Annotated in this window: 27 protein-coding genes; 6 read left to right on the top strand and 21 right to left on the bottom strand. The window is 36.3% G+C overall.

Annotated elements, in window-relative coordinates; all coding sequences use genetic code 11:
• Positions 1-109: 109 nt before the first annotated feature.
• The 7 genes from IEV09_RS09890 to rpsO form a co-directional block, all read right to left on the bottom strand.
• A complete protein-coding gene (locus tag IEV09_RS09890; RefSeq protein WP_188368139.1) occupies positions 110-532 on the bottom strand; it encodes a BRcat domain-containing protein in 423 nt (140 codons plus the stop codon).
• Between the two features lie 97 nt (positions 533-629).
• Positions 630-896 carry a hypothetical protein gene (locus IEV09_RS09885; RefSeq protein ID WP_188368138.1) on the bottom strand — a complete coding sequence of 89 codons (267 nt, stop codon included), beginning with the start codon at positions 894-896 and terminating at the stop codon, positions 630-632.
• 127 nt (positions 897-1,023) lie between these two features.
• Positions 1,024-1,656, bottom strand: a complete 633-nt coding sequence (locus tag IEV09_RS09880) for a sortase domain-containing protein (protein ID WP_188368137.1) — start codon at positions 1,654-1,656, stop codon at positions 1,024-1,026.
• A gap of 126 nt (positions 1,657-1,782) precedes the next feature.
• A complete protein-coding gene (locus tag IEV09_RS09875) occupies positions 1,783-2,823 on the bottom strand; it encodes a DUF4179 domain-containing protein (protein WP_188368136.1) in 1,041 nt (346 codons plus the stop codon).
• The gene (locus IEV09_RS09870; RefSeq protein ID WP_229731700.1) at positions 2,810-3,340 is read right to left on the bottom strand and encodes an RNA polymerase sigma factor; all 531 of its coding nucleotides are present in this window, start codon (positions 3,338-3,340) and stop codon (positions 2,810-2,812) included. Before IEV09_RS09870 ends, IEV09_RS09875 begins: the two co-directional genes overlap by 14 nt.
• Positions 3,341-3,494: 154 nt before the next feature.
• Positions 3,495-5,609 (bottom strand): polyribonucleotide nucleotidyltransferase, encoded by a 2,115-nt coding sequence (gene pnp, locus IEV09_RS09865; RefSeq protein ID WP_188368134.1) that lies wholly within the window; start codon positions 5,607-5,609, stop codon positions 3,495-3,497.
• A gap of 198 nt (positions 5,610-5,807) precedes the next feature.
• Entirely contained in the window at positions 5,808-6,077 is a 270-nt protein-coding gene (gene rpsO / locus IEV09_RS09860; protein ID WP_188368133.1) for a 30S ribosomal protein S15, read from the bottom strand.
• A gap of 266 nt (positions 6,078-6,343) precedes the next feature.
• On the opposite strand from rpsO, the gene IEV09_RS09855 reads away from it, so the two are divergent.
• Together IEV09_RS09855 and IEV09_RS09850 are read left to right on the top strand one after the other, a co-directional pair.
• Positions 6,344-6,643, top strand: a complete 300-nt coding sequence (locus tag IEV09_RS09855; RefSeq protein ID WP_188368132.1) for a rhodanese-like domain-containing protein — start codon at positions 6,344-6,346, stop codon at positions 6,641-6,643.
• A 316-nt stretch (positions 6,644-6,959) separates the two neighbouring features.
• Positions 6,960-7,580, top strand: a complete 621-nt coding sequence (locus IEV09_RS09850) for an FMN-dependent NADH-azoreductase (RefSeq protein WP_188368131.1) — start codon at positions 6,960-6,962, stop codon at positions 7,578-7,580.
• A 47-nt stretch (positions 7,581-7,627) separates the two neighbouring features.
• Here the strand turns inward: IEV09_RS09850 and IEV09_RS09845 are convergent, their stop codons facing one another.
• Together IEV09_RS09845 and IEV09_RS09840 are read right to left on the bottom strand one after the other, a co-directional pair.
• Positions 7,628-8,815: an AI-2E family transporter gene (locus tag IEV09_RS09845; protein WP_188368130.1), complete on the bottom strand. Its 1,188-nt coding sequence runs from the start codon at positions 8,813-8,815 to the stop codon at positions 7,628-7,630.
• Between the two features lie 11 nt (positions 8,816-8,826).
• Positions 8,827-9,183 (bottom strand): PTS glucitol/sorbitol transporter subunit IIA, encoded by a 357-nt coding sequence (locus IEV09_RS09840; protein ID WP_188368129.1) that lies wholly within the window; start codon positions 9,181-9,183, stop codon positions 8,827-8,829.
• A gap of 119 nt (positions 9,184-9,302) precedes the next feature.
• On the opposite strand from IEV09_RS09840, the gene IEV09_RS09835 reads away from it, so the two are divergent.
• Genes IEV09_RS09835 through IEV09_RS09825 form a run of 3 tightly spaced genes read left to right on the top strand, consistent with a single transcriptional unit; the run spans position 9,303 to position 10,880 of the window.
• Positions 9,303-10,319: a lactonase family protein gene (locus IEV09_RS09835; RefSeq protein ID WP_188368128.1), complete on the top strand. Its 1,017-nt coding sequence runs from the start codon at positions 9,303-9,305 to the stop codon at positions 10,317-10,319.
• Positions 10,320-10,352: 33 nt separating this feature from the next.
• Positions 10,353-10,703: a hypothetical protein gene (locus tag IEV09_RS09830; RefSeq protein WP_188368127.1), complete on the top strand. Its 351-nt coding sequence runs from the start codon at positions 10,353-10,355 to the stop codon at positions 10,701-10,703.
• Between the two features lie 15 nt (positions 10,704-10,718).
• Positions 10,719-10,880: a hypothetical protein gene (locus IEV09_RS09825; RefSeq protein ID WP_188368126.1), complete on the top strand. Its 162-nt coding sequence runs from the start codon at positions 10,719-10,721 to the stop codon at positions 10,878-10,880.
• 40 nt (positions 10,881-10,920) lie between these two features.
• Here the strand turns inward: IEV09_RS09825 and IEV09_RS09820 are convergent, their stop codons facing one another.
• From IEV09_RS09820 to IEV09_RS09780, 9 genes are all read right to left on the bottom strand, one after another.
• Complete coding sequence (locus tag IEV09_RS09820; RefSeq protein WP_188368125.1) at positions 10,921-12,252, bottom strand: uracil-xanthine permease family protein; 1,332 nt, start codon at positions 12,250-12,252, stop codon at positions 10,921-10,923.
• A 2-nt stretch (positions 12,253-12,254) separates the two neighbouring features.
• Positions 12,255-13,625, bottom strand: coding sequence for a guanine deaminase (gene guaD / locus IEV09_RS09815; RefSeq protein ID WP_188368124.1), 1,371 nt, complete (start codon positions 13,623-13,625; stop codon positions 12,255-12,257).
• Between the two features lie 290 nt (positions 13,626-13,915).
• On the bottom strand, positions 13,916-15,412 hold the full coding sequence (gene abc-f, locus IEV09_RS09810) for a ribosomal protection-like ABC-F family protein (RefSeq protein ID WP_188368123.1): 1,497 nt from the start codon (positions 15,410-15,412) through the stop codon (positions 13,916-13,918).
• Positions 15,413-15,957: 545 nt separating this feature from the next.
• Positions 15,958-17,223 (bottom strand): hypothetical protein, encoded by a 1,266-nt coding sequence (locus IEV09_RS09805; protein WP_188368122.1) that lies wholly within the window; start codon positions 17,221-17,223, stop codon positions 15,958-15,960.
• A gap of 43 nt (positions 17,224-17,266) precedes the next feature.
• Complete coding sequence (locus IEV09_RS09800; protein WP_188368121.1) at positions 17,267-17,827, bottom strand: hypothetical protein; 561 nt, start codon at positions 17,825-17,827, stop codon at positions 17,267-17,269.
• Positions 17,828-18,034 carry a hypothetical protein gene (locus IEV09_RS09795; protein WP_188368120.1) on the bottom strand — a complete coding sequence of 69 codons (207 nt, stop codon included), beginning with the start codon at positions 18,032-18,034 and terminating at the stop codon, positions 17,828-17,830. It abuts the gene before it with no gap.
• 352 nt (positions 18,035-18,386) lie between these two features.
• Positions 18,387-19,280 (bottom strand): hypothetical protein, encoded by an 894-nt coding sequence (locus IEV09_RS09790; protein WP_188368119.1) that lies wholly within the window; start codon positions 19,278-19,280, stop codon positions 18,387-18,389.
• A gap of 241 nt (positions 19,281-19,521) precedes the next feature.
• A complete protein-coding gene (locus IEV09_RS09785) occupies positions 19,522-19,689 on the bottom strand; it encodes a hypothetical protein (RefSeq protein WP_188368118.1) in 168 nt (55 codons plus the stop codon).
• Positions 19,690-20,166: 477 nt separating this feature from the next.
• Positions 20,167-21,270: a phage/plasmid primase, P4 family gene (locus tag IEV09_RS09780; RefSeq protein WP_229731699.1), complete on the bottom strand. Its 1,104-nt coding sequence runs from the start codon at positions 21,268-21,270 to the stop codon at positions 20,167-20,169.
• 57 nt (positions 21,271-21,327) lie between these two features.
• Here IEV09_RS09780 and IEV09_RS09775 point away from each other — a divergent pair, with 57 nt between their 5' ends.
• Positions 21,328-21,669, top strand: a complete 342-nt coding sequence (locus IEV09_RS09775) for a site-specific integrase (protein ID WP_188368117.1) — start codon at positions 21,328-21,330, stop codon at positions 21,667-21,669.
• A 308-nt stretch (positions 21,670-21,977) separates the two neighbouring features.
• Here the strand turns inward: IEV09_RS09775 and IEV09_RS09770 are convergent, their stop codons facing one another.
• From IEV09_RS09770 to IEV09_RS09760, 3 genes are all read right to left on the bottom strand, one after another.
• Positions 21,978-22,409 carry a hypothetical protein gene (locus tag IEV09_RS09770; protein WP_188368116.1) on the bottom strand — a complete coding sequence of 144 codons (432 nt, stop codon included), beginning with the start codon at positions 22,407-22,409 and terminating at the stop codon, positions 21,978-21,980.
• A 119-nt stretch (positions 22,410-22,528) separates the two neighbouring features.
• Positions 22,529-25,258: a cation-translocating P-type ATPase gene (locus IEV09_RS09765; RefSeq protein WP_188368115.1), complete on the bottom strand. Its 2,730-nt coding sequence runs from the start codon at positions 25,256-25,258 to the stop codon at positions 22,529-22,531.
• Positions 25,259-25,508: 250 nt separating this feature from the next.
• On the bottom strand, positions 25,509-26,213 hold the full coding sequence (locus tag IEV09_RS09760) for an MgtC/SapB family protein (RefSeq protein WP_188368114.1): 705 nt from the start codon (positions 26,211-26,213) through the stop codon (positions 25,509-25,511).
• Positions 26,214-26,355: the final 142 nt, after the last annotated feature.

Here is a 26,355-nt window from a genome sequence, read left to right as displayed (position 1 = left end):
AAAAAACTCCTCTCATAGTAGACTAGAATTTTTGTTTTTTCTAGTGTCTACTATGAGGGGAGCATATCAAATCACTCTCGCGGATTTTGTGATTTTTTCATTTGTTTCTTTACGTTTTTTTAATAAAAACATTTTTACACTTCGAGCAAGTTACTTTGATTGTCCCACGTTTTTTGGGCGCACGTAATTGTTGCTTACAAGCGGGATTACTACAACGGAAATAGGTATATTCTTTTCGTTGTTTAAATTTGTTTTTTTGTTGCTTGAATTTCTTTTGCCATTTCATTTTTAAAAGCATAAACTTTTGATTTTCATTTGACCGTAAATAAACTTTTTTTGAAAATAATCGATAATACGAGAATAAAAATAAAGCATAAGCAATCAAGCGGACAGGCCATCCGAGAATTCCGATAAAATTAGCCATGAACAAACTAATCAAACTGATAATGATTAGCGTCTTATTCAATGAATCGAAAATACCGTAGCGCCCTCTCATCCATTTTTGAGCACTGATTTGAAGTTTACGAAACATGATTTTCTCCTTTGACATTCGAATTGCTTCTATCTTATCACAGTCACGTTTCTGAAGTGCTTGATTCACAGAAAAATCCTACTTTATTCAAAAATTATTACGCGATATTTTCCAAACTGCTTGTAACATAATCACCCAATCCATTACCAACTTCATAAATCGTATAGCGTTGGCCTTCATAGGTAAAACCGATTTGTTTCCCACCTAAGGCTTCTAAAATAAAAACATCACTGATTTTCGTTAAAGTAAGCTGTTGGACAATCGATTTTTTGAACCCACGATCGCTTCGGAACCAGAGTTTTCCCTCTCGAATTTGAATGTACGCGTAAAGATACTGCTCGCCAATTTTGATATATGTTTGCATTTTCTTCCACCCCTTCTTTTCTAATTAAATTGAGTATAATTGCTAAAACGGGTTTTAGAGCAAGCAAAATGTTTCAATAAATATAAAAAGAAGTGAGGATGACCAGCATTCCCCACTTCTTTATGTATTATTTTGCTAAAACAATTAAATTCCAATAATCATTAATACACGTTTGCAAACTGATGGCTTCCCCTTTTTGATTAAAGATTGTTGACCAATAATCTTTGCCATTTTTACCATAGACATTATCATTAACTGTTAAAATCGAATAGACTTTATAATTACGCGTCTTTCCGTCTGAATCAACCACTTTAATTATCGAACCTTTTTTGAGTTTAAACATTCCTGCAAATGAACCCGGATTGTGCCCAATAATATGTGTCGTTTTTTTATCATTGACTTTGCCATTTCCACGCCAATAGCCTGCTTTATTGCCTTTGGGTGCTGCGGCAGCTCCTTGACTGTTGACTAACGGAATTGTCTTACCAGAAAAGGTGATTTCATTTTTCTTCACCGCTTTAGGCTTCGCTTTTGCTTTCGGTTTTGGTTTCGCTTTCGCTTTGACAGCAACTTTAGGCTTTGGCTTCGCTGCTTTCTTTTTTAGCACAATTTTTAGCTTTGATTTGGTCTCTGGTAACGTTTTTTGAGCAACGGCGTGTTCAAAAATCATCTCATCATTTACGCCACTGACACTACTGACAAATAATAGGCTTAGACCTAAAACAATACTAACAACTAACAACCTTACTTTCTTTTTCAAAATATCTCCTCCAATACAATGAAGTAAATTGATCTACTTCTTACCTTAGGTATCGGAGGCTTTGAGTCATGCCTTTAGTCGTTTTAAATCATAATGAAGGTTTTTTAATTTTAGCGCCATACTCTATTATTTTTTCATCGTTAACGCAATCGAATCGAGTCCTGCCCCGTCAAAATGAAGATTTAACGATTGTTTTTCATCATAGGCGGTATAAGGATAGACCACATTCACATAGATCATGCCGTCTTTGACTTCCATCTTCCGACCATCTGAATGGTATTCTTTGCATTGTTCATCGGTTAAAAAGGTATGAATACCTTCTAAATAGTCTTTGGTCCACGCATGATTTTCATCATAACGATACTCAATCGCTAGTCCCGTAGCTGTCGCTTCTGCTTTTAGAATCTCAATTTCCGGATGACTTTCCCAATCAAAGAAAATCGTCTCAAAGCTTGCCTTGGCTTCGCTCGTTAATTCAAAATCCCATTGCCCTTCAATTTGTTTCAAGAGGGTATACTCTTGATTATTATCGGAAAACAAATTAATCGTTTCAATCTCAAGTTGCAGATCACCTTCTGTTGGAATCGGCTCTTTTCCTCGGACGAGTTTAACAATATATTCGGCTTTTTTTCCATCTGTATCGAGCTCTTTTATTTCTTTAAAAGTTAGATCATCGCCGGTTCCTTTTAATTCTTTTGTATCTGAAATAAATTCAAAGAGATAATCTTCATCATTTCTGACGCGGAAAAGCATGTTGAAATCATCGGCTTTCTTCCATTCTTTTTGATGCTCTAAGAAATCAAATCTCAATTTAAAGCCGATTTCTGACGCATCACGGTAAAAGGCTTCCGTCGTAATTTGAATGCCTTGGTCGGTCACACTCAAACCTTTTTCACTGACAAAATCTGATTTCTGAACTTTTTCCGACTCGAATTGACCAAAACCAAAGAATTGTTGCAACGCTTGAACAACTGGTTTGTGCCAAATGCCACCGACAATTAATAAGCCGACTGCTGCCAGTTGTATAATCGTTCCCCAGTAAACTTTCTTGTTCTGCGGTTGTTGACGAATTTGTTGATAGGCCTGATCAAAGCCCCGACGCGCGGCTGGTGAAAGCTTAACTTCCTGTTGTAATTCATCTTTCATTTTTTCTTCAAACGGTTCCATGTTGATCGACTCCTTCTTGTTTTTCATACATTTCAAATAACAATTTTTTCCCTCGCGACAGTTTCGATTTAATCGTCCCCGTCGGTTCAGCTAAAATTTCAGCAATTTCTTTAATACTAAAGCCGTTATAAAAATATAAGACAATCGGAATCCGATAACGTTGACTCAGTTGTTGAATTAAGGCATTTAATTCTTGTGTTTCGGTAAAGGTCGGCTCCTCAACCCAAGTGTTCTCCTCGATTTCTTCAAACCACTCTTCTTTTCTCAAATATTGTTTGCATTGATTCATCATAATTCGGCACAACCAAGTATAAAAATAACGATTCTTTTTTAATTGATGTAGATTTTGGTACGCATTTAAGATTGTTTCTTGTAGGGCATCCTCAATGTCCCTTTCTTCTTTCAAAAATCGACGAGCCATATTATATAGAACGACTTCATAATTTTCGATTAGCTGAATAAAGGCTTCGTGATCGCCTTTTTTAGCTTTTTTAACGAGTGTTTTTGTTTCTTTCAACCATTCCCCATCCTTTGCAACATTTTTCGATACACTTATTAGAGTCCATTCGAGAGCAAAAGGTTGCATCGAATATTATTTTTATTCAAATAAAAACTCTTATCCTTTCACCCGTTGGGCTAAGGACAAGAGTTTTGTCATTTTAGTTATTTATTTAGTCTTTTTTCGGCTCATCTAACATCGCTTTTCTTGATAGATTCACACGGCCTTGACGATCGATTTCCATAACTTTAACTAGGATTTCATCGCCTTCTTTGACAACATCTTCTACGTTATTGACACGTTCATGTGCTAATTGTGAAATATGAACTAAGCCATCTTTACCTTTGATTAAGTTTACGAATGCGCCGAATTTTTCAACACGAACAACTTTACCTAAGTAAACTTCGCCAACTTTAACTTCTTTAATTAATTCTTGGATGATTTCAATCGCTTTTTTGATCATATCTGCATCAGAAGAAGCAATCGATACGTTACCATCTTGATCGATATCAATCTTAACACCCGTTTCATCAATGATACCGTTAATCGTGTCGCCACCTTTACCGATAACCACTTTGATTTTTTCAGGGTCAATTTGAATCATTTCAATCTTCGGTGCATATGGGCTTAATTCTTCACGAGGTGCTGCAATCGTTGAAATTAACTCATCTAAGATTTCCATACGTGCTTGTTTCGCTTGCGCTAACGCTTCACGTAAGATTTGTTCAGTGATTCCTTGGATTTTAATATCCATTTGTAGGGCAGTGATTCCTTCTTTTGTTCCAGCAACTTTAAAGTCCATGTCGCCTAAGTGATCTTCTAAGCCTTGGATATCGGTTAAGATTGTATAGTTTTCGCCATCAGAAACAAGTCCCATAGCAATCCCAGCAACGGGTGCTTTGATTGGTACACCGGCATCCATTAAGGCTAAGATTCCGCCACAAATACTTGCTTGTGAAGAAGAACCATTCGATTCTAATACTTCAGATACAATACGGATTGTATAAGGAAATTCCTCTTCAGATGGAATCACTTGTGCCATTGCACGTTCGCCTAAAGCCCCATGTCCAATTTCACGACGACCCGGTGCGCCTGAGCGTCCAGTTGATCCAACAGAAAATTGTGGGAAGTTGTAGTGGTGGATGAAACGTTTTGAATCTTCCAAACCTAAGCCGTCAATAATTTGGTGCTCGCCTAAAGGAGCTAAAGTAACCGTTGATAATGCTTGTGTTTGTCCACGAGTAAATAAACCTGAACCATGCACGCGCGGTAAAATACCAACTTCAGATGCTAACGAACGGATTTCATCGACTTTACGGCCATCCGGGCGAATTTTGTCAATTGTAATGAGTTCACGTACCACATCTTTTTCTAAGTCTTCTGCTAATTGTTTGATTTGTTTGGTTAATTGGATTGCTTCTTCGCCTTCAAGCGCAGCAATTTTCTCAGCATATGCTTCTTTAACGATATCTTTAACTTTATCGATTTCGTCTTCACGTTCTAATTTTTCTTCTGTTAGAACCGCTGTTTTCATTAATTCATAGTAAGCTGCGTAAACTTCTTTACGTAAGTCTTCATCAACTTGTAGTAAAGTAATTTCCATTTTCTCTTTACCGACAGCCGCTACGATTTCTTCTTGGAAAGCAACTAATTCTTTGATTGCTTCATGCCCGAATAATAAGGCACCTAACATGTCTTCTTCTGAAACTTCTTTTGCACCAGATTCTACCATGTTAATCGCTGTTTTTGTTCCAGCAACTGTCAATTCAATCGTTGTTTTTTCTTGCTGTTCAATCGTTGGGTTCAACACATATTCCCCATCAACTGACCCTACATCAACACCGGCAATTGGACCGTCAAAAGGAATGTCTGAAATCGCTAATGCTAATGAAGAACCAAACATTGCTGCCATTGCTGGTGAACAATCTTGCTCGACACTCATTACGATATTCGTTACTTGGATTTCGTTACGGAAACCTTCCGCGAACATTGGACGGATTGGACGGTCGATTAGACGAGCAGTTAGTGTTGCGTCTAAACTTGGACGGCCTTCACGTTTAATGAATCCTCCTGGAATTTTACCTACTGCGTACATTTTTTCTTCATAGTTAATTGTTAACGGGAAGAAGTCTGTGTCTTTTGCTTGCTTTGAAGCAACTGCAGCTGTTAGTACAACGGTATCACCGTAACGAACTAAAACGGCACCATTTGCTTGTCTTGCTAATTGTCCGACTTCAACAGATAACGGGCGTCCGCCCCATGTGGTTGAAAATACTTGCTTTGTCATAGTTTCTCCTTTGGGCTGTAAGTTGTGACTGCTACTAAACAAAGGAAAATAGTCAATTTCTTCACTTCTTTCCTTTGGTTAGTAGTAAGCCAAAGCCAACTCTCACAGCGTTTTATTTTTTTATTTTGATACAATAGACGTCAAATACATAGTAAAAAAGTGAGATTCATAGGAACCTCACTTTTCGTTTTGTTTCGACTAGCGACGTAATCCTAATGCTTGGATTAAATCACGGTAACGGATTAAGTCTTTATTACGTAAGTAAGCTAATAAGTTACGACGGTGTCCGATTTTTTTCATCAATCCACGGTAAGAGTGATGATCTTTTTTGTGTGTGCGGATATGGTCATTTAAAGTATTGATATCTTCTGTTAAAACAGCGATTTGTACTTCTGGTGAACCAGTATCTCCTTCATGACGTGCGAATTGAGTCATGATTTCGTTTTTACGTTCTTTTGAAATTGCCATGTGTGTTTCCACCTCTTTCTTATAATTCACCCATGACTGAGTAAAGCGTTGGTGACTCGCTAAACCAAGTAACGGAGCGGTGCCTATTGCACAGATATACTTTACTTTATTCTATATAAAAATGCAAGGAACTTGTGTAAGTTCTCGCTAGTTTTTTCGTTGAAATGAAATTTTTCTAATAATTATTCGATTTCGTTTCTTTTAATTGCAAAAAGACACAAAAGACCCTACTATTATTTCCATAAAGAAATGAGGGAAGTAAACACATGAACACGATGAGTGCACAAGATTTTCAATTGTTGCAAACAAACGAATCCGTCACTATTTTAGATATTCGCGATAAAGGTGCTTATAATGAAGGCCACTACGAAAACGCGATGTCCATACCTGTCACTAGCCTACCAAACCGTCTCAATGAATTATCAAAAGATACGACTTATTATATTATCAGCCATGCCGGAAGACGCGGACAAACAATGTCGCAATTTTTAACTCAACAAGGTTACCAAGCGATTGCCGTACTTGGTGGAATGAAAGCTTTAAAATCGAACCAAAAAGTTTCTTAATTTAAACTAGATCTGTGGTATCTCCCACAGATCTCTTTTTTATCCCTTTTTTAAGAGACGAATGACAGAAAGCAATATTTATTATGATTAGAAATTTGACTATCGATCAGTCGTTGGTTCTATTTCCCTAATCACTCAGATAAAAGCGATTTAGCGCATCGCTTCTTTGTGTTATTTGGTCTTATCTCCAACTAATATTCACAATAAAAACAATTGTTTTTATTAAGCAAATAGGTTGATTTCACTTACGCTTTTTTATATAATTCGAATTGGTAATAAAATTGCCAATTCGAATTGGACACAAAGGAGAGTATTCATGTCAACATTATTAGCTGTCAAAGCCCACCCACTAACTGGTGAAGATTCAAAATCAATGAAAGTTTTTTACGCTTTCTTAGATAGTTATAAAAAAAGTAATCCAGCAGATGAAATTATTGTTTTAGATTTATTTAATGAAGATTTCCCAGAAATTGACTTAGATATTTTAACAGGCTGGAATGACTTAAGTTCAGGCAAAGAGTTCGCAGAATTAACTGCTAGCCAACAAAAAAAGATTGCTCGTTTTAACGAATCAACTGAACAATTTTTAGCAGCTGACAAAGTCGTTATCGGAAATGGGTTATGGAACTTAAACATTCCTACTCGCTTAAAAGCATGGTTTGACACAATCAACGTTGCTGGTAAAACATTCCGTTATACTGAAACAGGACCTGTGCCATTAACTGAAGGTAAAAAAGTACTACATATCCAAGCAAACGGTGGCGTTTATGAAGGACAAGAGTTTTCTTCACAATACATCAAAGGGATCTTAAACTTCATCGGTGTTGAAGATATTCAACAAGTTTTAGTTGAAGGTGCCGATCATCATCCTGAAAGAGCAGAAGAAATTGTTGCCGAAGCAGTTGAAAAAGCAGAAGCTTTAGGCTTAACGTTTTAATATAAAAAATATCCCAGTAGAGAACGCATCTCTACTGGGATATTTTTTTATGGTTCATTTGCTTCGTTTGATTCTTTTGGTTCTTCGATTAGTAACACAGGATCTTCATATAAACTTGAAGTGTTAGCGTACCATTGGTAAATTGCTTTTATTAGGACTTTTGTAGCCGCATAGACTGGAATCCCTAAAATAACACCTGTTAAACCAAACATTTTTCCAGAGGTTAATAATACAAATAAGATCGTAATTGGATGAATCGAAAGTTGATTCCCCAAAATAAGTGGCGAGATAAAACGCCCTTCTAATGTTTGTTCTATAACGAAAACAATTAAAACTTTCAGTAATAAAATTGGTCCGCCAACAATTCCTAAAAAGATTGCTGGAATCATCGCTAAGAATGAGCCTAGATAAGGAATTAAATTTAAAATACCTGCAATAATTCCTAAGGTCACGGCATAATCGAGACCAATAATCGCAAAGCCAATCATAAAAATCAGACAAACAAGAAAAGCGACCGTTAATTGACCACGAATGTAAGATGAAACTTGTTGGTTCATTTCTTTTAAGACATTAAGTGTTGGTGTGCGCCATTTTGTTGGCAAATAAGAAACAGCATACGGTGCCAATTTTTTCCCATCTTTTAATAAGTAGAATAAAATAAATGGCATCGTAATAATGGCGATAAAGATAGATGCGACCGCACCAAAGAAATTCCCTAAGTTTTCAAAAGTGGCTTTCGACATGTTTTGAATAATTTTTGTCATCCATGCAAAAATCTTTTCCCACGAAGCTTCCAGTTGTTCTTGTACTTGTGAGAACAATGGATTGGCTAAAACATCGTCAACGGAGGATTCAACCACCTTGATGTAATCCGGAAAATTATTGACGAAACTGATCGTTTGTTCTTGAATTTTTGGAATGATGACGACCACACCCCAAATGAGCAATCCCGCAACAAAGACGAACAGCCCTAAAATACTGTAGATTCGTTTCACATTTTTCTTTTCTAGAAAATCGACAACTGGATTCATTAAATAATACAAAATCGCTGCCATAATAATCGGCAAGCCGACAATCGCTAAGAAATCTAAAAATGGTGTAAATAAGTAAGCGACTTTCGTTAAAATCAAGGTATTAACCAATAATAATAAAACGATTAACAAACCTGTAACGACCTTGTTATTTAAAAACCAGCGCCAAAACCAAGAAAAAGTTAGCTTATCTTGCTTATTCAAATGACCGCCCCCTATCCTTGATATGTAATTTCCATTCCTAGAGAAATTTTAGGAATTTTATTTGGAACCAAATAGACACTACTTGTTAATTTGTCGTGTGGCTCTTCTTCTGAAAAAATAAATGACGCATGTTCGATTGCCTGTAAATTTTTGTTGGCAAATTCGCCTAAATGAGTAATCGTATATTTTTGATCACCAAACAAAATAAAATCACCGACTGCTAATTCAACAGACGTAGAATCTTCCATCTTTTGAATAACGGAGTATTCACGTAACCCATCGGTCACACCTTCACCAAAAAATAAAATAATAGGTTCTTGTTGCTCTACCGCTTGTTCGCCAATGAAAATGACTTTTGCTTTATGCATGAAATGAGTGCCTCCTCTATCTTTATGAATAACATAATTATAGCACATTCTTTTTTTTTCGTTGACTAGTATGGTAAAATAAAAGAAATACATAATATTTTAATCTCAGGAGGAGCTTCATGACTACAAAAATGTTATTAGGTACGTACACTCGCCGTAAAAGCGAAGGCGTCTATTCCCTTGAATTAGATACCGACAAAAAAGTATTAAGCAATCTAACGTTAGTAACCAAAGAAGACAGCCCGACTTATCTAGCTGTTAGCGACAAGAAAAACTTATACACTGTGACTTCTATTGACGGTCAAGGTGGCGCTGCGGCTTACAACAGTCAGTATGAATTTTTAAATGCTGTCACAGAAGAAGGCGCGCCATTATGTTATATCGCCGTGGACGAAAAGCGTCAACTTGCTTATGGTTCGAACTACCATAAAGGCGAAGTCAATGTTTATAAAATCAATGCGGATGGATCACTAAGTGCAACCGATGCCGTATTCCATCAAGAAGAAACTGGCCCTCATGCCAACCAAGATAAACCACACGTTCACTATACCGATTTAACACCCGATGGTCGCTTAATTGTCTGTGACCTTGGAACAGACGGTGTTTACACGTACGATGTTTCTGATGAAGGAAAATTAACTCGCACAGCACTTTTCCTAACAGCTCCTGGCACGGGTCCACGCCATTTAGTTTTCCATCCAGATGGAAAGCATGCCTACATCTTTGGCGAATTAGCAAATACTGTAATCGTAGCAGCTTACGATGCGACAACTGGGACTTTGACACACGTTCAAACGATCTCAACGTTACCATCCGATTTCACGGAATTTAGCGGTGGTGCAGCGATTCGTATTTCAAATGACGGTCGCTTCTTATATGCGTCTAACCGTGGACACAACTCTTTAGCGGTCTTTGCGGTCACAGAAGCTGGCGCACAAGTTGAACTGATTCAACTGATTTCAACAGAAGGTGATCACCCGAGAGATTTCGCACTAGATCCAAGCGAACAATTTATCGTTTGTGCAAACCAAAACACCGATAACCTTTCATTATATGAAAGAGATGCCGAACAAGGGACATTAACCCTTGTCCAAAAAGATTTTTATGCACCGGAAACGGTTTGTGTTTTATTTTAATTACTTTTAAGAGTAGAAGGAGGAGGAAGTCACATGTTTTCAAAAACACCGATTGAACTATTATCAAAAGATTTTTCAAATATTTACAACAAGTGTCAAGCAGTCTACGAACTGGTTGATAGTCGTCGTTTCAATGAGTCGCTTGCGTTACTAACCGCATCTGAAATCTACAGCATTGCAGAAAAAGCTTATCTTCGTTGCGACACTTTTCCAGAACTGCAAACAAAAGAGGTCGAAAATTATGTGAATGCCTTTGACGATTTTTATTTTCAATTAAAGCAGATTTTATTCCATAACGAACGCGACACCGAAAGCTTGCGAATTAATTTACGTGTCATGCGTGAAGCTTATGAAAATATGAATGCCTCCTTTAAATTATTTTAGAAAAGAGGTCAAAAAATGCAACCAGATGAAGTTTTAGCTCGCTTAAGAGAGGATTTTGAACTCCCTTTTTTCCAAGTAAAAGTGGAAGACAAAACGTACACTGAAGAAGAGTATCAACAATTCAAAGCTGATTTGTTACGTTACTTTGAAGAATACGTGGGCAATGTCGAAAATTAAAAAAAGAGGCTGAGAGAATAATTCTCTCGCCTCTTTTTTGTTATACTTTTTTCGGTTCTGGAATGACTTTGTTCATCACTACCGCCATGATTGCACTGACTGCAATCGGTGAATCGAGTAAATATTGAATAAATTGAGGAGCTTGCCCTTTTAATTCAGCTGGCATAAAAATTAAGCCTAATGCGATGATAATTGGCACACCAATAATGTATAATTCTCTTTCTGAAAAAGATTCATTTTTAATGACTCTAAAACCACTTAACATAATAATCGCACAAACGACCACAAAAACGCCATCGATCACAGCTGCTGGCACGGCATTAATTAACGCCGATAATTTACCAAAGAATGACAAGATAATAAACCAACAAGAAGCAGCGACAAAGACGACTTTACTTGCTACACCCGTAATTGAAATAATACCTGCATTGGTTGAATAACCTGTCACTGGTGTCGCACCTACAAGAGAAGCAATGAGACAGCCAAAGCCTTCACCGATAACCCCTTTATTAATTTGTTCATCGCTTAAGGTTTCTTCTGTAACGGAGCTCACTGCATACCAAGTACCCGTCGTTTCAGCTAATAAAACCATATAAATAATCAACATAGTTACAATTGCAGATAGGTCAAAAGTAAAACCATAATCAATAAATGCAAAGTTTGGTAAGCTTAAAAATGACGCTTCGGATACAGAAGCAAAGTCCATTCCACCCATCGCAAAGGCAATCGTTGAGCCTAATACAAGCGCAATAATAACCGAACTAATCCGGAATACTTTGCCTAATTTCGGGAAATACTCTCCTAACATTGAAAATAAAATTAAAATAGCTGCGGTGATTGACGCTAATAAAACATTTTGATTCATCGTTAACTCAGCTGTTTCAATAAAAATGTTGCCACTAAAAGCTGACGGTAATAAAGTTAAACCAACAATCATAATAATCGTTCCACTAACAATTGTCGGAATAAATGTACGGACAATGTATTTATAAATTCCGGTATAACCCAAAATGGTAATCGCAATTGCACCAATTAAACTCGCACCTAAAACCGTGCTCATCCCATTACCGCCTAAGTAGATACCAATAATTGCACCAACCGGTACGAATGATGGTCCTTGACACACAGGGATTTTCAAGAAAAATAGTACTTGAATTAACGAGGCGATTCCAGCCCCTAAAAAGGTTGATTGAATCAGACTTGACGCATCCCCTGGTGACATAGATACTGCTGTTGCAATAATAAATGGTACGACATAAACATCCATTGCTAATACGTGTTGTAACCCTAATAAAATTGCTTGCCCTAACGGAATCGGATCATTGACCCCGATTGTTAAATGTGACTTCTTCACTTGATTACTCGCTTCCATTATTATGCTCCCTCATTTTTATCGTGGACTAAGTTTCCTTGAACCCAGACTTGACGAATATTTTCTTTTGTCGCTAAATATAAGATCTTTTGTAATATTTCTTCTGGCTTTTCAAAAACACCAAAACTAGAAATGCGATGATTTTTCACATTGGTATCAATCACTTGCAAATCACAGGCATATCCTGGCTTTAACACACCGATTGGTAAACTCAATGCTTCTCCGCCTCCTTGTGTTGCTAAAGAAAAGGCTTCGACAACCGAAATTCGAGAATTCTGTACGCCCCGATTTTCTGGCCCCACATTCACATCGACACCATCTTCTAACATCCGTGAAGAAATAACGGCTTGGCGGATGTTCTCATAAAGACTCGGTGAATACCCACCTGAAATATCAGTACCTAATCCCATTTCAAGTCCTTGTTCTTTAAACTTTTTAACTGGGAAAACACTGTTAGCAAAATAACCATTTGAAATCGGACAATGCGCAACAGCCGTACCTGTTTCCATGTAAATTTCCCCATCCGATTCGTCTAGAAAATTACAATGTGCCATAACTGACTTGTCGTGTAGTAAGCCAAAATCATTCAATACTTCCGTGTCTCGTTTACCAAAACGCTCAATGACATGATCATGTGCCCATTGGCTTTCACTACAATGCGATTGCACATGTACGTCGTATTTTTGAGCAAGTGCACCTAGTCCAGCTAAAGCCTCTGCACTACAGCTAGGAACAAAACGAGGTGTCACAACTGGATAAACCCCTTGCTTGACATCTTTCCCTAATTCTTTCACTGCTAAAATAAACGATTCTGTCGCTTCTAAACTTTCAGCTACAGAATTGTCGCGATAAAAATCTGGATTCATTGATTCTAAATCCATCACCACTTTTCCAACAAGTCCACGTTGTCCTTGCTTGCCGCAAATTTCAGCTAAAGCTAAGCTCGCTTCTTGATGAATCGTTGCAAAATAAAGTACCGTCGTTGTTCCAAGCGATAATAAATGCGCGACTAAATCGTTATAAACTTCTTTGGCAAAATTAACGTCCGCATATTTTGCCTCTAACGGAAAAGTCCCCTTTTCTAACCATGTTGCCAAAGGAGCATCCAATGCGACTCCTGCTTGTGGCCATTGTGGGGCATGTACATGTAAATCAATAAAACCCGGTAAGAAATATTGCCCTTCAGCTAACTCAACAAACTGATTACTCGCTCGGGCATTTGTTAAATGCTCGACATAAGCCGCATCGCTTGGCTCTAAAATCGTTTGAATGAGTCCTTTCTCATCGACTGTAAGTAGGGCATCTTTGATAAATTCTAGTTCTCCATGACTCGGGGTATGGAATAATGATCCTTTAAAATATTGAGTACTCATCGTAATCGCTCCTTTTTTCTCTTTCATTATAAAACATCGTTCGTTTTATGACGTTACAACCTCATACTTCTAATAGAAAACTAATCAATCGTTCGGTTATTAAGCGTTCCCTTCTACTTAACAAGAAAATAATTCCTGGAACTCTTGATAATACAAACAAGGGGCTGCGAAAAAATCACAGCCCCTTGTTGCGTTATCTAAACATTGAGTGAACACAGGTTTGTTAAAAATCTGCTCTTTTGGAAACAGGAAATACCTTCGAGTAAGCCCACTTTTGTTAAATATTCTTTTTAATTCTTTAATTCAATCGTTTTTGTTGCAATTTTAGACAAGAAATAATGATCATGATCGACAATAATCATTGTCGGTTTGGCTTTTAAAATGGCTTCTTCTAATTGTTGATGATTGAAAACATCAAGATAGTTCAATGGTTCATCCCAAATAAAAAGATCTGCTGATGTTAACATCGCTTTGCCTAACTCCACTCGTTTTTGTTGCCCTTGACTCATATGTTCGATTTTATTTAGAAAAACACTGCGTTCCACGCCCAGTTTACGCAGATGATTCAACAATTCTTCCTCACTGATTTGGCGCTTTTCAGCAAACTCAGCTAACGTTCCCGTATTATCTTTAAAATCTTGCCGCACTAGACTCAACGTTGGATTCTTGGCCATCGTCAACTCACCACGAACTTCACCTTTAAAATTCCCGAGTAAAAAGTCAAGTAACGATGTTTTTCCTGAACCATTGGCACCCGTAATTGCCAATCGATCACCCACATTTAATTCAAAAGAAATCGGTGCAAACAACGCACGTTCACCATAGAAAAGTTGTAAGTTCTCTGCTTTGATCCATTGTTTTTTATGCGTTTCTTTAACATGAAGCGTCAACGTATCCACTTTTTCTAAGTTCTTCAACAATTTTTCTTTTTCCGTAATCTGATCTTCCATCCGATTAATAATCGCCTTACTACGTTTCATCACACGTGCCGCACGCGCCCCTACCGCTCCCGTATCACCGATCGCACCACTACCTTTTTTATGGGGGTCACCATACTTATCCTTTTCGCGCGCACCTGACCATTGGGCTTTTTCATCGGCTGTTTTACTCAAACGACTAATTTCACGCTTTAGTTTCGTATTATCTGCTAGCTCCGTTGCATCACGTTGTTTTTTCTCCGCAGCATATAATGAATAATTTCCTTGATGTAACACCAATTGATTGCGTTCAATCGATAAAATATGATCCACGACGTCATCAACGAGTTGTCGATCATGACTGACTAAAATAAATCCTTGCTTCTTATTCTTTAAATACTGAGCTACCAGTTGACGCGATGCCATGTCCAAATGATTGGTTGGCTCATCAATTAAAGGAAATCCATCTTCTTGGGCAAATAAAATCGCTAATAAAACTTTCGTTTGTTCGCCACCAGATAATTGTTCAAATGGTAACCATAAAACGTCTGGGTTAACCGCGAGTAAATTCAATTCTCGTTCGAGCTTCCAATATTCCGTTTGATCAAACCCTTCAAGAATTTGATACGTCATCTGCGTTGCATCGCCCACTTCTTGTGGAAAATATAAGAAATTCGTTTGATGCTCGATTTTGCCCGTGTAAGGTAATTTCTCTTGAATCAACTGTAGTAACGTCGTTTTCCCACGACCATTTCGTCCCACCAAACCTAATTTCCACGACGTTTGAATGGTTAAATTCGTCTGCTCAAATAATAAAGTGCTTTGCAAATCAAAGCCATAAGTTAAATTTTTAATATGTATTGTCGACATATAAACTCCTTTCTCTTTCGAATTTTATCGAAAGAAAAAACCTTCTCCTATTTTCAGGATAAGGTTCGTTAACGTCGCCAAATAAAAAGAACTCTCCCTTGGCGAAAACATTCCCATCCTGAAAATCTGCACACTTCCTCCTTGGTCGTACCAAGAAAGTCATCTGAATGCAGCTTCGATAAATGGGTTAAATTTTCAATCCAAGATCCCTCACTTTTTATAATCTAACAATAGTTTAGCATGTTTTTCAAAAAAAGAACACAAAAAAACCACTCGATTGGTTAGGTCGAGTGATTAAAAGGAGTTTACTCTGGTTAGGAGTAAATGAAAAATAAAAAGGTTATTCAAATTGTGGTTTTGATAGACTTCAATAGATACAGATAACCTTGATATAATGCCTTTTATAAGTAAAAGCAATCAATTAGGTTCATATAGATTTGACTATATGGACGGACACTTGGACAGACTCATTAAATCCATCACGCCGGTAGTTCTATCATTCACTTTGTATGCGGTTTTTATTTCGATGGACACATAGATCAGTTTCACATCTTCCTATTAATGTACTCTCTATTTAACAACGAATCAAAATAATGTTTTCTTTTAATCCATATAGGCCCGTCTGATTTAGTTATTAATAATACATCAATCGGTCCCCCTACTGTCTCCAAGCTCATCGAAAATTTTCTTTTAAATGAAGTAATGTTAATCAAAGTTTCGGCTATAACTGGTAGTTCTTCCTTCGGCATGCTACTTACAGTTTTTATTATTGGATCCGTATATCGATCGCTAGATATCTGATTCAATGTATCACCAAAAGCCTTTGTTATTTCTGAGATGATAGCTTCACGTTGCTCTTCATTTTCTGACACCATCAACCCCTCTTTAATCAAGTTTTCACTATATAATTCCAAACTATGATTTAATAGGTCATTTGTTTGACTTTTCATTTCTGGATCTATTCCTGTCATTATTGTGTGCACCATTTCTTGTTGTGCAAAAGGTATTATACTCGACATAACTTTCCCTATATCAACGCTGACATAATTATCTTTTATGTATTTTAAATCTTCTCCTATGTATCCCTCGACCTTATAACTCAATAATTTAGGAAATAATTCATTACCACCATATCCTCCTATAACCACTCCTGTATAACCATCAGAATAAAAATCAGTATTATACATAAAATTTCTAATAAGAGTTGCGAATTTGTTTTTAGTTGCCTCTATCTCTATTCCGGCTAAATTATTCTTGCACAGAGCAGCGTATCTTTCATGTATATACGTTCCGTGTTTCTTTTTAAATTCACTTGCCTTAATCAATTTCGTAAATGAATTAAACTTTTTAGTAGTATCATAAATACCATTAAAAAGTTCATTATATATGGCATTAATAAATCTCTCATAATCTTGGACATTCGATATTTCTAATTCTTCCATTCTATTACTCAACTCATGTTCAAATTCTTTAAAAACAAATTCAAAAACCTCCATAATGTACCTGTCTATAACCATCGATTCACTAATTTCGTTTTTAACATCATCAATTCCATCTAAATACTTTAAAAAGAGCGTACCGTAGTCTTCTAGTCTTGAAATTTCTTTATCCTTCATTTCATTCTTGAATCCTTTAATAATCACTTCCCAAGGTACTCCTATGAAATCGGCATTTCCATATATCATGATGCCTACATCATGATTATACCCCAGTGAAAACAATTTATTAGCAGTATTAAAAACTTTACTCCCCAAATTATTTCCTACGGTTACGGCTGAGTCCGCAGCAAATACCAATCCATTTTTATTCAAAATACATATCTCCGCAGTCATGCTTAACACGCCTTCCCAATAATCATGTGAACTTATAAAAACAATAATTCATTCTGGACTCCTGGTCATATTGATACTTCAGAAAAGAACATTCTTCTAAATAAAACATTTCAAGTTGCCTATTATCATAATAATCTACACATACATGTTTCAATCCAGAATTTAAATATATCTCATAACTTTTATCTAGAGCAATCCTCATAATTTCTTCTCCGCTTATTTTACCTTTGTAAAAATCTGATCTCCCCAGTTTAGATATTAAGATAGATGTGAACATACGATCTTTCGCGGCTTTACTAGATATTCTTTTCATTTGATTTTTACTTACACCGTCTGAAAATATTCGATTTGTAATTGTTAAAGAAAAGAAACCTACAATTGAGTTGTCATTCTCTAAATCTAAGACTACAAATGTTCTAAGTGCGTCCTCTTCATCTCTCATGATCGCTTGCTTACAAAAAAAGGTCTGAATTGACTCATTCTTACTAACTTTAAAAGTCAGTAGGAAATCATGCAACTCAGGACCTTTAAATTCTTGTAGATATCCTTTTAATTCACTTATCGTTAAAGTCAGAAGCTTCATCTATTTCCCCCTAACCTTAACTTCAATAGTTGAGTCTTTAGTTGTGTTAACTGTTTGCGTCGTTTTATTTTTTTGAAAATTAGATTTTAACATCTCCAATAATTCTTCTTTGTTTTCCGTGTGTTTTTGACGTGGTTCAAACGGCTTGAATTTACTATCTGCTAGCGTTTTAGCTCCAAATTCATTGATAGTCAATCTCATGTTCATTACGTCTCCTCCCTCTCTAAAACAAAATTCGACATTATACATCATCAATCTAAAAATGACAACCTTGACTTTTAAAAATGTGTATAGATATCAAATTAAATATAACACCCTTAAACACTATGGTCAACAGGTTTCAAAACAAAACACGATAAAAAACAATAAAAACGCGTAACATTGTTCTCAAATCGACACATAATGTTGTCATTTCGTAACACCGTGTTACAGCACTCATTTTTTTAAATAACAAGAATCTTCTGTGAAACAATTACAGAAATCAAAAAGCACACTCGATAAAATGCGCTTTTTGATGTTATTTATTTGTAAGGGGCTACCGTGCACTTTGTGTTTTTTTCTATTTTCCTTCCTTCGCTTTTTCCCATTCTATTTTCAAATAAACTGAAATAACTGTAGCGAATTTATCGACAAGTACTTCTTCTGTAGCTAAATCAATAATTAAAGCATCTTTTTTAAATTTAGATGAAGAGATTTTTTTAAATATTTCACTAGCTTGTTCTTCCTTTTCTTTAGGAATCCTTCTATCAACAATTTGATTAATTTCCTCTTCAGCATCCTCTGAGTAAATATCTTCGTAAATAAATTCTTCCAAATCGTATATCTGATTATACAATCGTTTTATCTTTTGTTCGTATATACTAATAAGTTCTTTCTTTTCAATGTACATGTCAGACACTAAGCCTTCACAAAGTCTAGTGATGTAAATATGCATGTACTCATTTTTATCATTATTATCATTAGTATTTTCTAGTCTTTCAAATAATTTTTTTACTGTTATTTCGTTTGAATTCATTAATTTGGATGAACTAAAATACAATTTTAACAACTCAGAATTTCTTTTGATACTATCACGAATCTCTAGTTTATTAGTTTCCAACTGTTTAAAATTATAAATATCACTAATTAGTTCGGCAGATAGTTTCCTAACTGACTCAATCCATTTAATTCTAGCTTTTGATATAATATCAGCATCAATTTTCTTTTGCTCCCATTTATCTTCAAACTCTAACCTTTTTTTTAACTCGTTTTCTTCAAATGCATTTTGAAGTGCTGCTTGATTTTCAGAGAAACTGTGATTACTCTTCTCGTTTTTATAGCCTATCCACACTTGTAAACCAACACCAGCTAAAGCAATCAACGCTGTGATGACTGCCGGCCACCAATCCCCCACTACGTTCTCTTCTCTTACTGCCACATCATATAGATAACTAATCTTGTCCCAAATACTCATAAAGCCAGCTCCTTTTTAAATACAATCATACCCAAATTAACACATATTGTGAACAACAAAAAACACACTGATCAAAGTGAGCTTCCATCTATTGAAGAAAACACAGTTCTGCTCTCTACTTGTTGTTGAAGGAACTCTCTCTACCTATTCACTCAGCTAAATCAGAGGACTCGCCAATTTTGGTGTCTCCTTCTTATCCATTATCCAAAAATAGCACTTACCAACGTTTCGTTAGTGAGTGCTATTTTTGTTTTTCTAAACTTATTAAATTTATTTTTTCCAGCTGCTCTAGTTCTTTATCAATATCCTCTAAAGACCAATCAGAATATTGTTCAAAACTCAAGTTGTCATTTTCTGGACCCCAATCATATTCAGGATTTTCAATGATATTTAGTTTTTTATTCTCCAAGGTCATTCACCTATCTTTCCAAATTTAACCACACGATTTTTCAACTCAAGTGGCTTGCACTTCTATTTCATTATACTCTGTTCTCGCAAAGTATTCTATAAATAACTAAACCTGCATTTCACACACAACAAATAAACGGCCTACACATGATGTGTAAACCGTTCATACTCACTAACCTATACAGTCACTAATTTCGCTTTAACAATCGCTTTACCGTTGTTCTCTGGCACATACGTTCCAAACTTCACCATAGCCTGTAACGCTACTCCAAAGAACGTTCACAGCTCTTATTTTTAAGAAAAGCAACAAAGACAACAAATAAATGAAGAAAATTGTTAAATATAAAAAAGTAACATTTTATATGCATTATTATTTATATTTACTTTTTATTAAATATATTGTTGCTTTGTTACTATAAGCATTACAAATACTGATATATCAACATTTAGTTAGGCAACAAATCAATTTTATATGTTGCTAATTTGTAGCTTTGTTGCCATCTTTCCAAAGTAAAGGCTGTTTCTTTTCTGTATCGACATTTCCTTTATATTTATATCCCTGATCTAAACTATCAAAAAATTCTTTATCAATATGAGCAAAAAATTTCAGAGGTGCCAAATTATTTCTTGAATACATCCATTCATTATGTTCAGCGATTGTTTTGATTTCTTTAGTGAAAGTGTTCTGTTTCATTTTGGTTGGGTTATTTTCGGAATCACTCCAGGCACGGAACAAATCAAATATAAATTTCATTGGCAACCGCTCACTTTGAAGTTCTGGAAAAACATCTTCATAGAAGGAATAAACAGCATCGTTATCTCGTCTGATTTCCCCTATAATTTGTTGACTTTCAGCCGTATCCTCTACTTCATCAAATTGAAGGTTGATGACTTTCGAAAGAATAAACTCAAGTAATCCCCTATCATGAATGTACTCTTCTTTAATTCTTCGATTATTCTTTTCTCCCTTGTAACTATGGTTGAAACGAACGACTCTAAGCCTTCTTAACAAACCGTATGATACATCTTTGAACCTCGCTATGCCATTCATCGATTGAACAACGAAAGGCGTTAAACGAGTAGTAAATGGCTCTTTCCCTTTTGGATTGATAAGAACTGTTTCACCAGTTATAACAGACTTAAAATTCTCGCTTGTCTCATTAAAATCTTTGCTGTTATTGTCATCTCCAACAACTAAAGAACTGCCGTAAGTGCTTGCTAGTTTAAAATCTTTTTCAAATTCACGTATTTTTAAATTTGTTGTATTTTGTCGGCCAACAAGTGAAATCAGTAAATCTTGAAAGGTCGATTTCCCTGTTCGTCCTTCCTCACTCAAGAAAAACACTGCTACCTCAGAAATATAATTACTATTAATGGCTATTGCAAAGATTTGCCACAGTAGCCGTTCTTTACTAGCATTATCATCAGATAATTCTTTGATCCAGCTACTAAAATGCCAATCACTGAAACTTGGTTCGTTTGCATTTTCAACGTAGTTTGTTGCTACCTTATTAACGAATACATAATGAAGAGTGAATGGCTCTAATGCTTGTTTTGAGCGATTACAGATGCCGTTATTCACGATAACTAGATTTCTATTCTTGGTTGGTTTCTTTTCATCACATTCAACAGTTAAATAATGAATAATCGTTTTACAATTCGCTGCATTCGAGCTTCTCTCCACGGACAAACTCAACTGATTAATGAAACGTTAGACGAAAAGAGTCAGTTACACAAGTTGGCCATTCCTAACCAGTGGCTAACAAGCATTATTCGTAAGTATAAGTTGCCAAGAATCACACCTCACCACTTTAGACATACCCATGCAAGTTTACTCCTGCAGGCAGGTATTCCAATTAAAGAAGTAAGTGAACGACTTGGCCACAAAGACATAACCATTACATTAGAGATCTATTCTCATGTCATGCCTGAAGAAAAAGAAAAAACAGCTACAAAATTCGCAAGTTTTGTTGGCTTTTAATGCAAGGGACGGACAAATGGACGGACCTCTCACTTTTCAGACACAAAAAATAGGCGATAACTCGAAAGAAATATTCTTCCAAAGTTATCGCCTATGTGCTTTAAACGTTGATGTATCAATATAAAATAAAAAAACCACTCGATTGGTTAGGTCGAGTGATTAAAAGGAGTTTACTCTGGTTAGGAGTAAATGAAAAATAAAAAGGTTATTGTTGGTTATACATAGAGTATATCCTATCACGCCAACTTTAACATAAAAAACAGCTAATAGTTTTATTAGATATCTCTTGTTTTATTACTCATTTGTACTTATCTTTTTAATAATGCACTAGTCAAACGTTGAATGGAGAATGAAATCCCATCTGTCGCTTCATCTTGAATGGCTTCAGCTGCGTTGAAAGCTTCAACGTCGACTTGATTATTTGCTAAGCTGGCGATCATCTCTTCGCAGCCTTTGACGTAATTTGTATACGAACGTTCAAATTTTTTGTGGATGCCTAAAACTTGTGCTGGTGGGCGTAATTTACTGATTTGTTGTAACATCGCTTGATATTTTTCCGTTCCTTTTTCAAAGCTTTCGATAATGGCAGTTAATTTATCTGCTGTCAATTCACTTAGCGTATCGTTATCAATGGCTTGGCGAATTTCTTCGTACTTTGGATTTAAGCCTTCACCAATTTCTTCTGTGTCTTGCACAATTTTATTAATATTTTGGATATAAAAACCGAGATTTGGTCTCACTAGGGTTCCCTACTTTCTTTTCTTCATAGTTCTATTTTACCTTGTTTTCTAAAAATAGAAAAGCACTAAAAAAACGGTTTGGAAAAAGAGTTTTCCAAACCGTTTTTATTTTATCTTTTTTAGATTTTACCCATACGACGTTGGATGAATTTAACAACCTCAACGACTGGTACAATCGCAAATGACGCGCCCACAACGATTCCCCATTGTGATGCTTCAAGTGGTGTTACTTTAAAGATATCGTTTAATCCTGGGATAATCACGATACCCATCATTAGAACAAATGATAACAGGATTGCCCAGTTAAATGGTTTGTTCTTGAATGGTCCAACTGTAAAGATTGATTGGTAGACTGATTTCACGTTGAAGGCATGGAACAATTGCATTAAGCCTAATGTTACAAAGGCCATTGTCAATGCATCTGCGTGTTGTAAGTCATACAATTGAGTTGCTGTTAAATCAACTACGTTTGACGCTGTGTGTGCTGGCCATTGGATAGCAGACCAGTAAACAAACAATACTGTTGCGGCTTCTAAGATCCCTTGATAAATAATACTGCTCATAACACCGCCAGAGAAGAAGTTTGAATTCTTTCCACGAGGTTTACGTGCCATTAAGTTTCCTTCAGAAGGTTCCATTCCTAATGCAATAGCTGGGAATGTATCCGTTACTAAGTTGATCCATAGTAAGTGAATTGGTAATAAGATATCCCAACCCATTAATGTCATGATGAATAATGTTAATACTTCACCTAAGTTCGCAGCCATTAAGTATTGGATTGCTTTTTGGATGTTCGAGAAGACTTTACGTCCTTCTTCTACTGCGACAACAATTGTTGCAAAGTTATCATCAGCTAAGACCATATCAGAGGCACCTTTGGATACTTCTGTTCCAGTAATACCCATTCCGATACCGATATCGGCTTGTTTTAGTGAAGGCGCATCGTTCACACCGTCACCTGTCATCGCAACGACTTTACCAGCTTGTTGCCATGCTTTAACGATTCTTACTTTATGCTCTGGCGATACACGTGCATACACAGAGTAGTTTGTAATCTTAGAAGCAAATTCTTCTTCTGACATTAAGTTTAATTCTGCACCTGTTAAAACTGCAGCGTCATCACCTGGTTTGATAATACCTAAACGACCAGCAATTGCTTCTGCTGTGTCACGGTGGTCACCAGTAATCATGATTGGACGAATGCCTGCGTCTTTTGCTACCTTAACTGCTCCTGCAGCTTCTGGACGCTCTGGATCGATCATTCCGATTAAACCAGCAAAGATTAAATCATTTTCAAGGTGATCTGAATCTAGATCTTCTGGCACACTATCGATAAATTTATAAGCTGTTCCTAAAACGCGTAGTGCTTGTTTGGCCATGTTTGTGTTGGCTGTTAGAATCGTTTGTTTTTCTTCATCGGTCATTGGTAATTCTTGACCTTCAACTAAAAGACTTTTCACACGATTTAATAAGACATCTGGCGCACCTTTAACAGCTACTAAGAAACGACCGTCTGCTAATTTATGAATCGTACTCATTAATTTACGCTCTGAATCAAATGGTAAATCTGCAACACGTGGTTCTTTTTCTACTTCGACACGAACGTCGAAACCTAAATCTAAACCAAATTGGATTAACGCAGTTTCTGTTGGATCTCCGACAACTTTTCCGTCTTTATCAAAACGAGAATCGTTCGCGTAGTTCATAATTTTCACTGCTAATGTATCTGCTGGAACACCATCTTGAATGTCATACTCATGACGATCAACATATAATTTTTCAACAGTCATTTGGTTTAACGTCAATGTACCTGTTTTATCAGATGCAATAATATCTGTTGCGCCTAATGTTTCAACGGCTGGTAATTTACGAATCATTGCATTACGTTTCGCCATGATTTGCGTACCAATCGCTAAAATAATCGTTACAATCGCAGGTAATCCTTCTGGAATCGCTGCAACCGCTAATGAAATCGATGTTAATAACATCTCAACCCATCCGTGCCCTTGTAACATTGTTCCAACGAAGAACATGATTACTGCAACAATTAAGATGGCAAACGTTAAGAATTTTCCTAATTGGTTTAAGTTACGTTTCAATGGTGTTTCTGTTTCGTCAGCGTTCGCTAACATGTTGGCAATTTTACCAACTTCTGTGTTCATACCTGTATGAACAACAATCCCTTTACCACGTCCGTAAGTTACGTTACTGTTTGAGAATGCCATGTTAATACGGTCACCGATACCAACTTCGCTATCTTCTAAGACAACGAGTTCTTTTTCAGTTGGAACAGATTCCCCTGTTAAAGCCGCTTCTTCAATTTTCAGTGAGCTACTTTCGAATAAACGCATATCGGCTGGAACGATATCCCCAGCTTCTAATAAAACGATATCTCCAGGAACTAAATTGTGACTGTTAATTGTAATGTTGTGACCATCGCGTAAAACGTGCGCGTCTGGTGTCGACATTTCTTTTAATGCTTCAATCGCTTGCTCCGCTTTGTTTTCTTGAATCACACCCATAATTGCGTTAATCACAACTACGGCTAAAATAATAACAGCATCAACCCACTCACGGTGACCTTCTGCATTTGGTACAAGTGCTGAAATTGCTGCAGCAACAAGTAAGACAATGATCATCATGTCTTTAAATTGTGCGAAGAATTTTTGTAGCATTGTCGTTTTCTTGCCGGCATCTAATTCGTTTGAACCATACTCCGCTAAACGTTTTTTCGCTTCGCTTTCAGTTAACCCTTCTTTAGAGGTATTAAGATCCCTTAATACTTCTTCTTCAGTCTGAGTATGGAACGCTTGACTCAGCTGTTGTTTCTTTACTTGTTCGTCTGACATTTTCTTCCTCCTTAGAATATTATCACACGAATCTATTTTTATGACGTCAAAAAAAATAGACTCGTGTATGCGTCACACACATACATAAGTCTCACTAATTAAGACAACACCAGAAATCGTCAATTTCGGTTGGTGATGTTGTCACAGCCTTTTGTATGCTGCCAGTTACTCCCCTATGAAAAAATAATTACATTCTTTATTATACAAGAAGTTCCTAGCTTTTGACAATGTTTTTACTTTATTTTAAAAACTAAATATCGACAATCCGAATTTTCGTAATATTTTTATAGCGTGACAAATCTTCCATCACTTGCGAATAGCTCATCTTCCCTGGTAAATCAACGGTATAGACATTTGTATAAATCCGATAATCTTCAAAAAACTCCACATCAAAATCTAATGCTTCGACATTAATTTTATTCTCTTCAAAATAATTCATAATAAATTCCTTTGTTTCTGATCGATGCACATAGCGAATTTCCATTTTTTTCATCGTGTGTACTCGGACTACTCGGTCAATCACCGTTAAGGATAAAATAATGCCGACAAAGCTACAAATCGCAATTAAATAATAACCCATACCAATCGCAATCCCTAGTCCAGCAACCGTCCAAATCGATGCAGCTGTCGTTAAACCTTTAATCGATCGATTCGAAACAATAATCGTACCTGCCCCTAAAAACCCAACGCCACTAACGATTTGCGCAATCAAACGTGTTTGATCTGAACGTAACACAGAAACGAGCTCAGGAAATTCTCTTGCTTGTTGTAAACTTGCGGCAGCAATCTCTACTTGAGTTAACGCAATAATTGTAGCACCTAGACAAACAAGCATATGTGTGCGTAAACCAGCTGGTCGATTCTTGTATTCTCTTTCCGTACCGATAACACCACCCATCGCCAAAGCCATGATTAAACGAATCGTAATCTCTTGTAACGACAAATTTAATTCCATTTTTTCTCCTTTCATGGATACTAACTAAATTGTAACGTATCGCTAAATTTTTGAACAGTGACAACCTTTAGCAATCGAAAGAATCCTTTTTAAACAGAAAAAAAAGCAAGAAGGGAAGGATCCTTGCTTCTTGCTTTTTTCT

It is taken from the genome of Enterococcus alcedinis, from assembly GCF_014635985.1.
GTDB classification, from domain to species: Bacteria; Bacillota; Bacilli; order Lactobacillales; family Enterococcaceae; genus Enterococcus_I; species Enterococcus_I alcedinis.
Note: the sequence above shows the minus strand (reverse complement) of the source record. Positions and strands in the feature narration are given on the sequence as shown.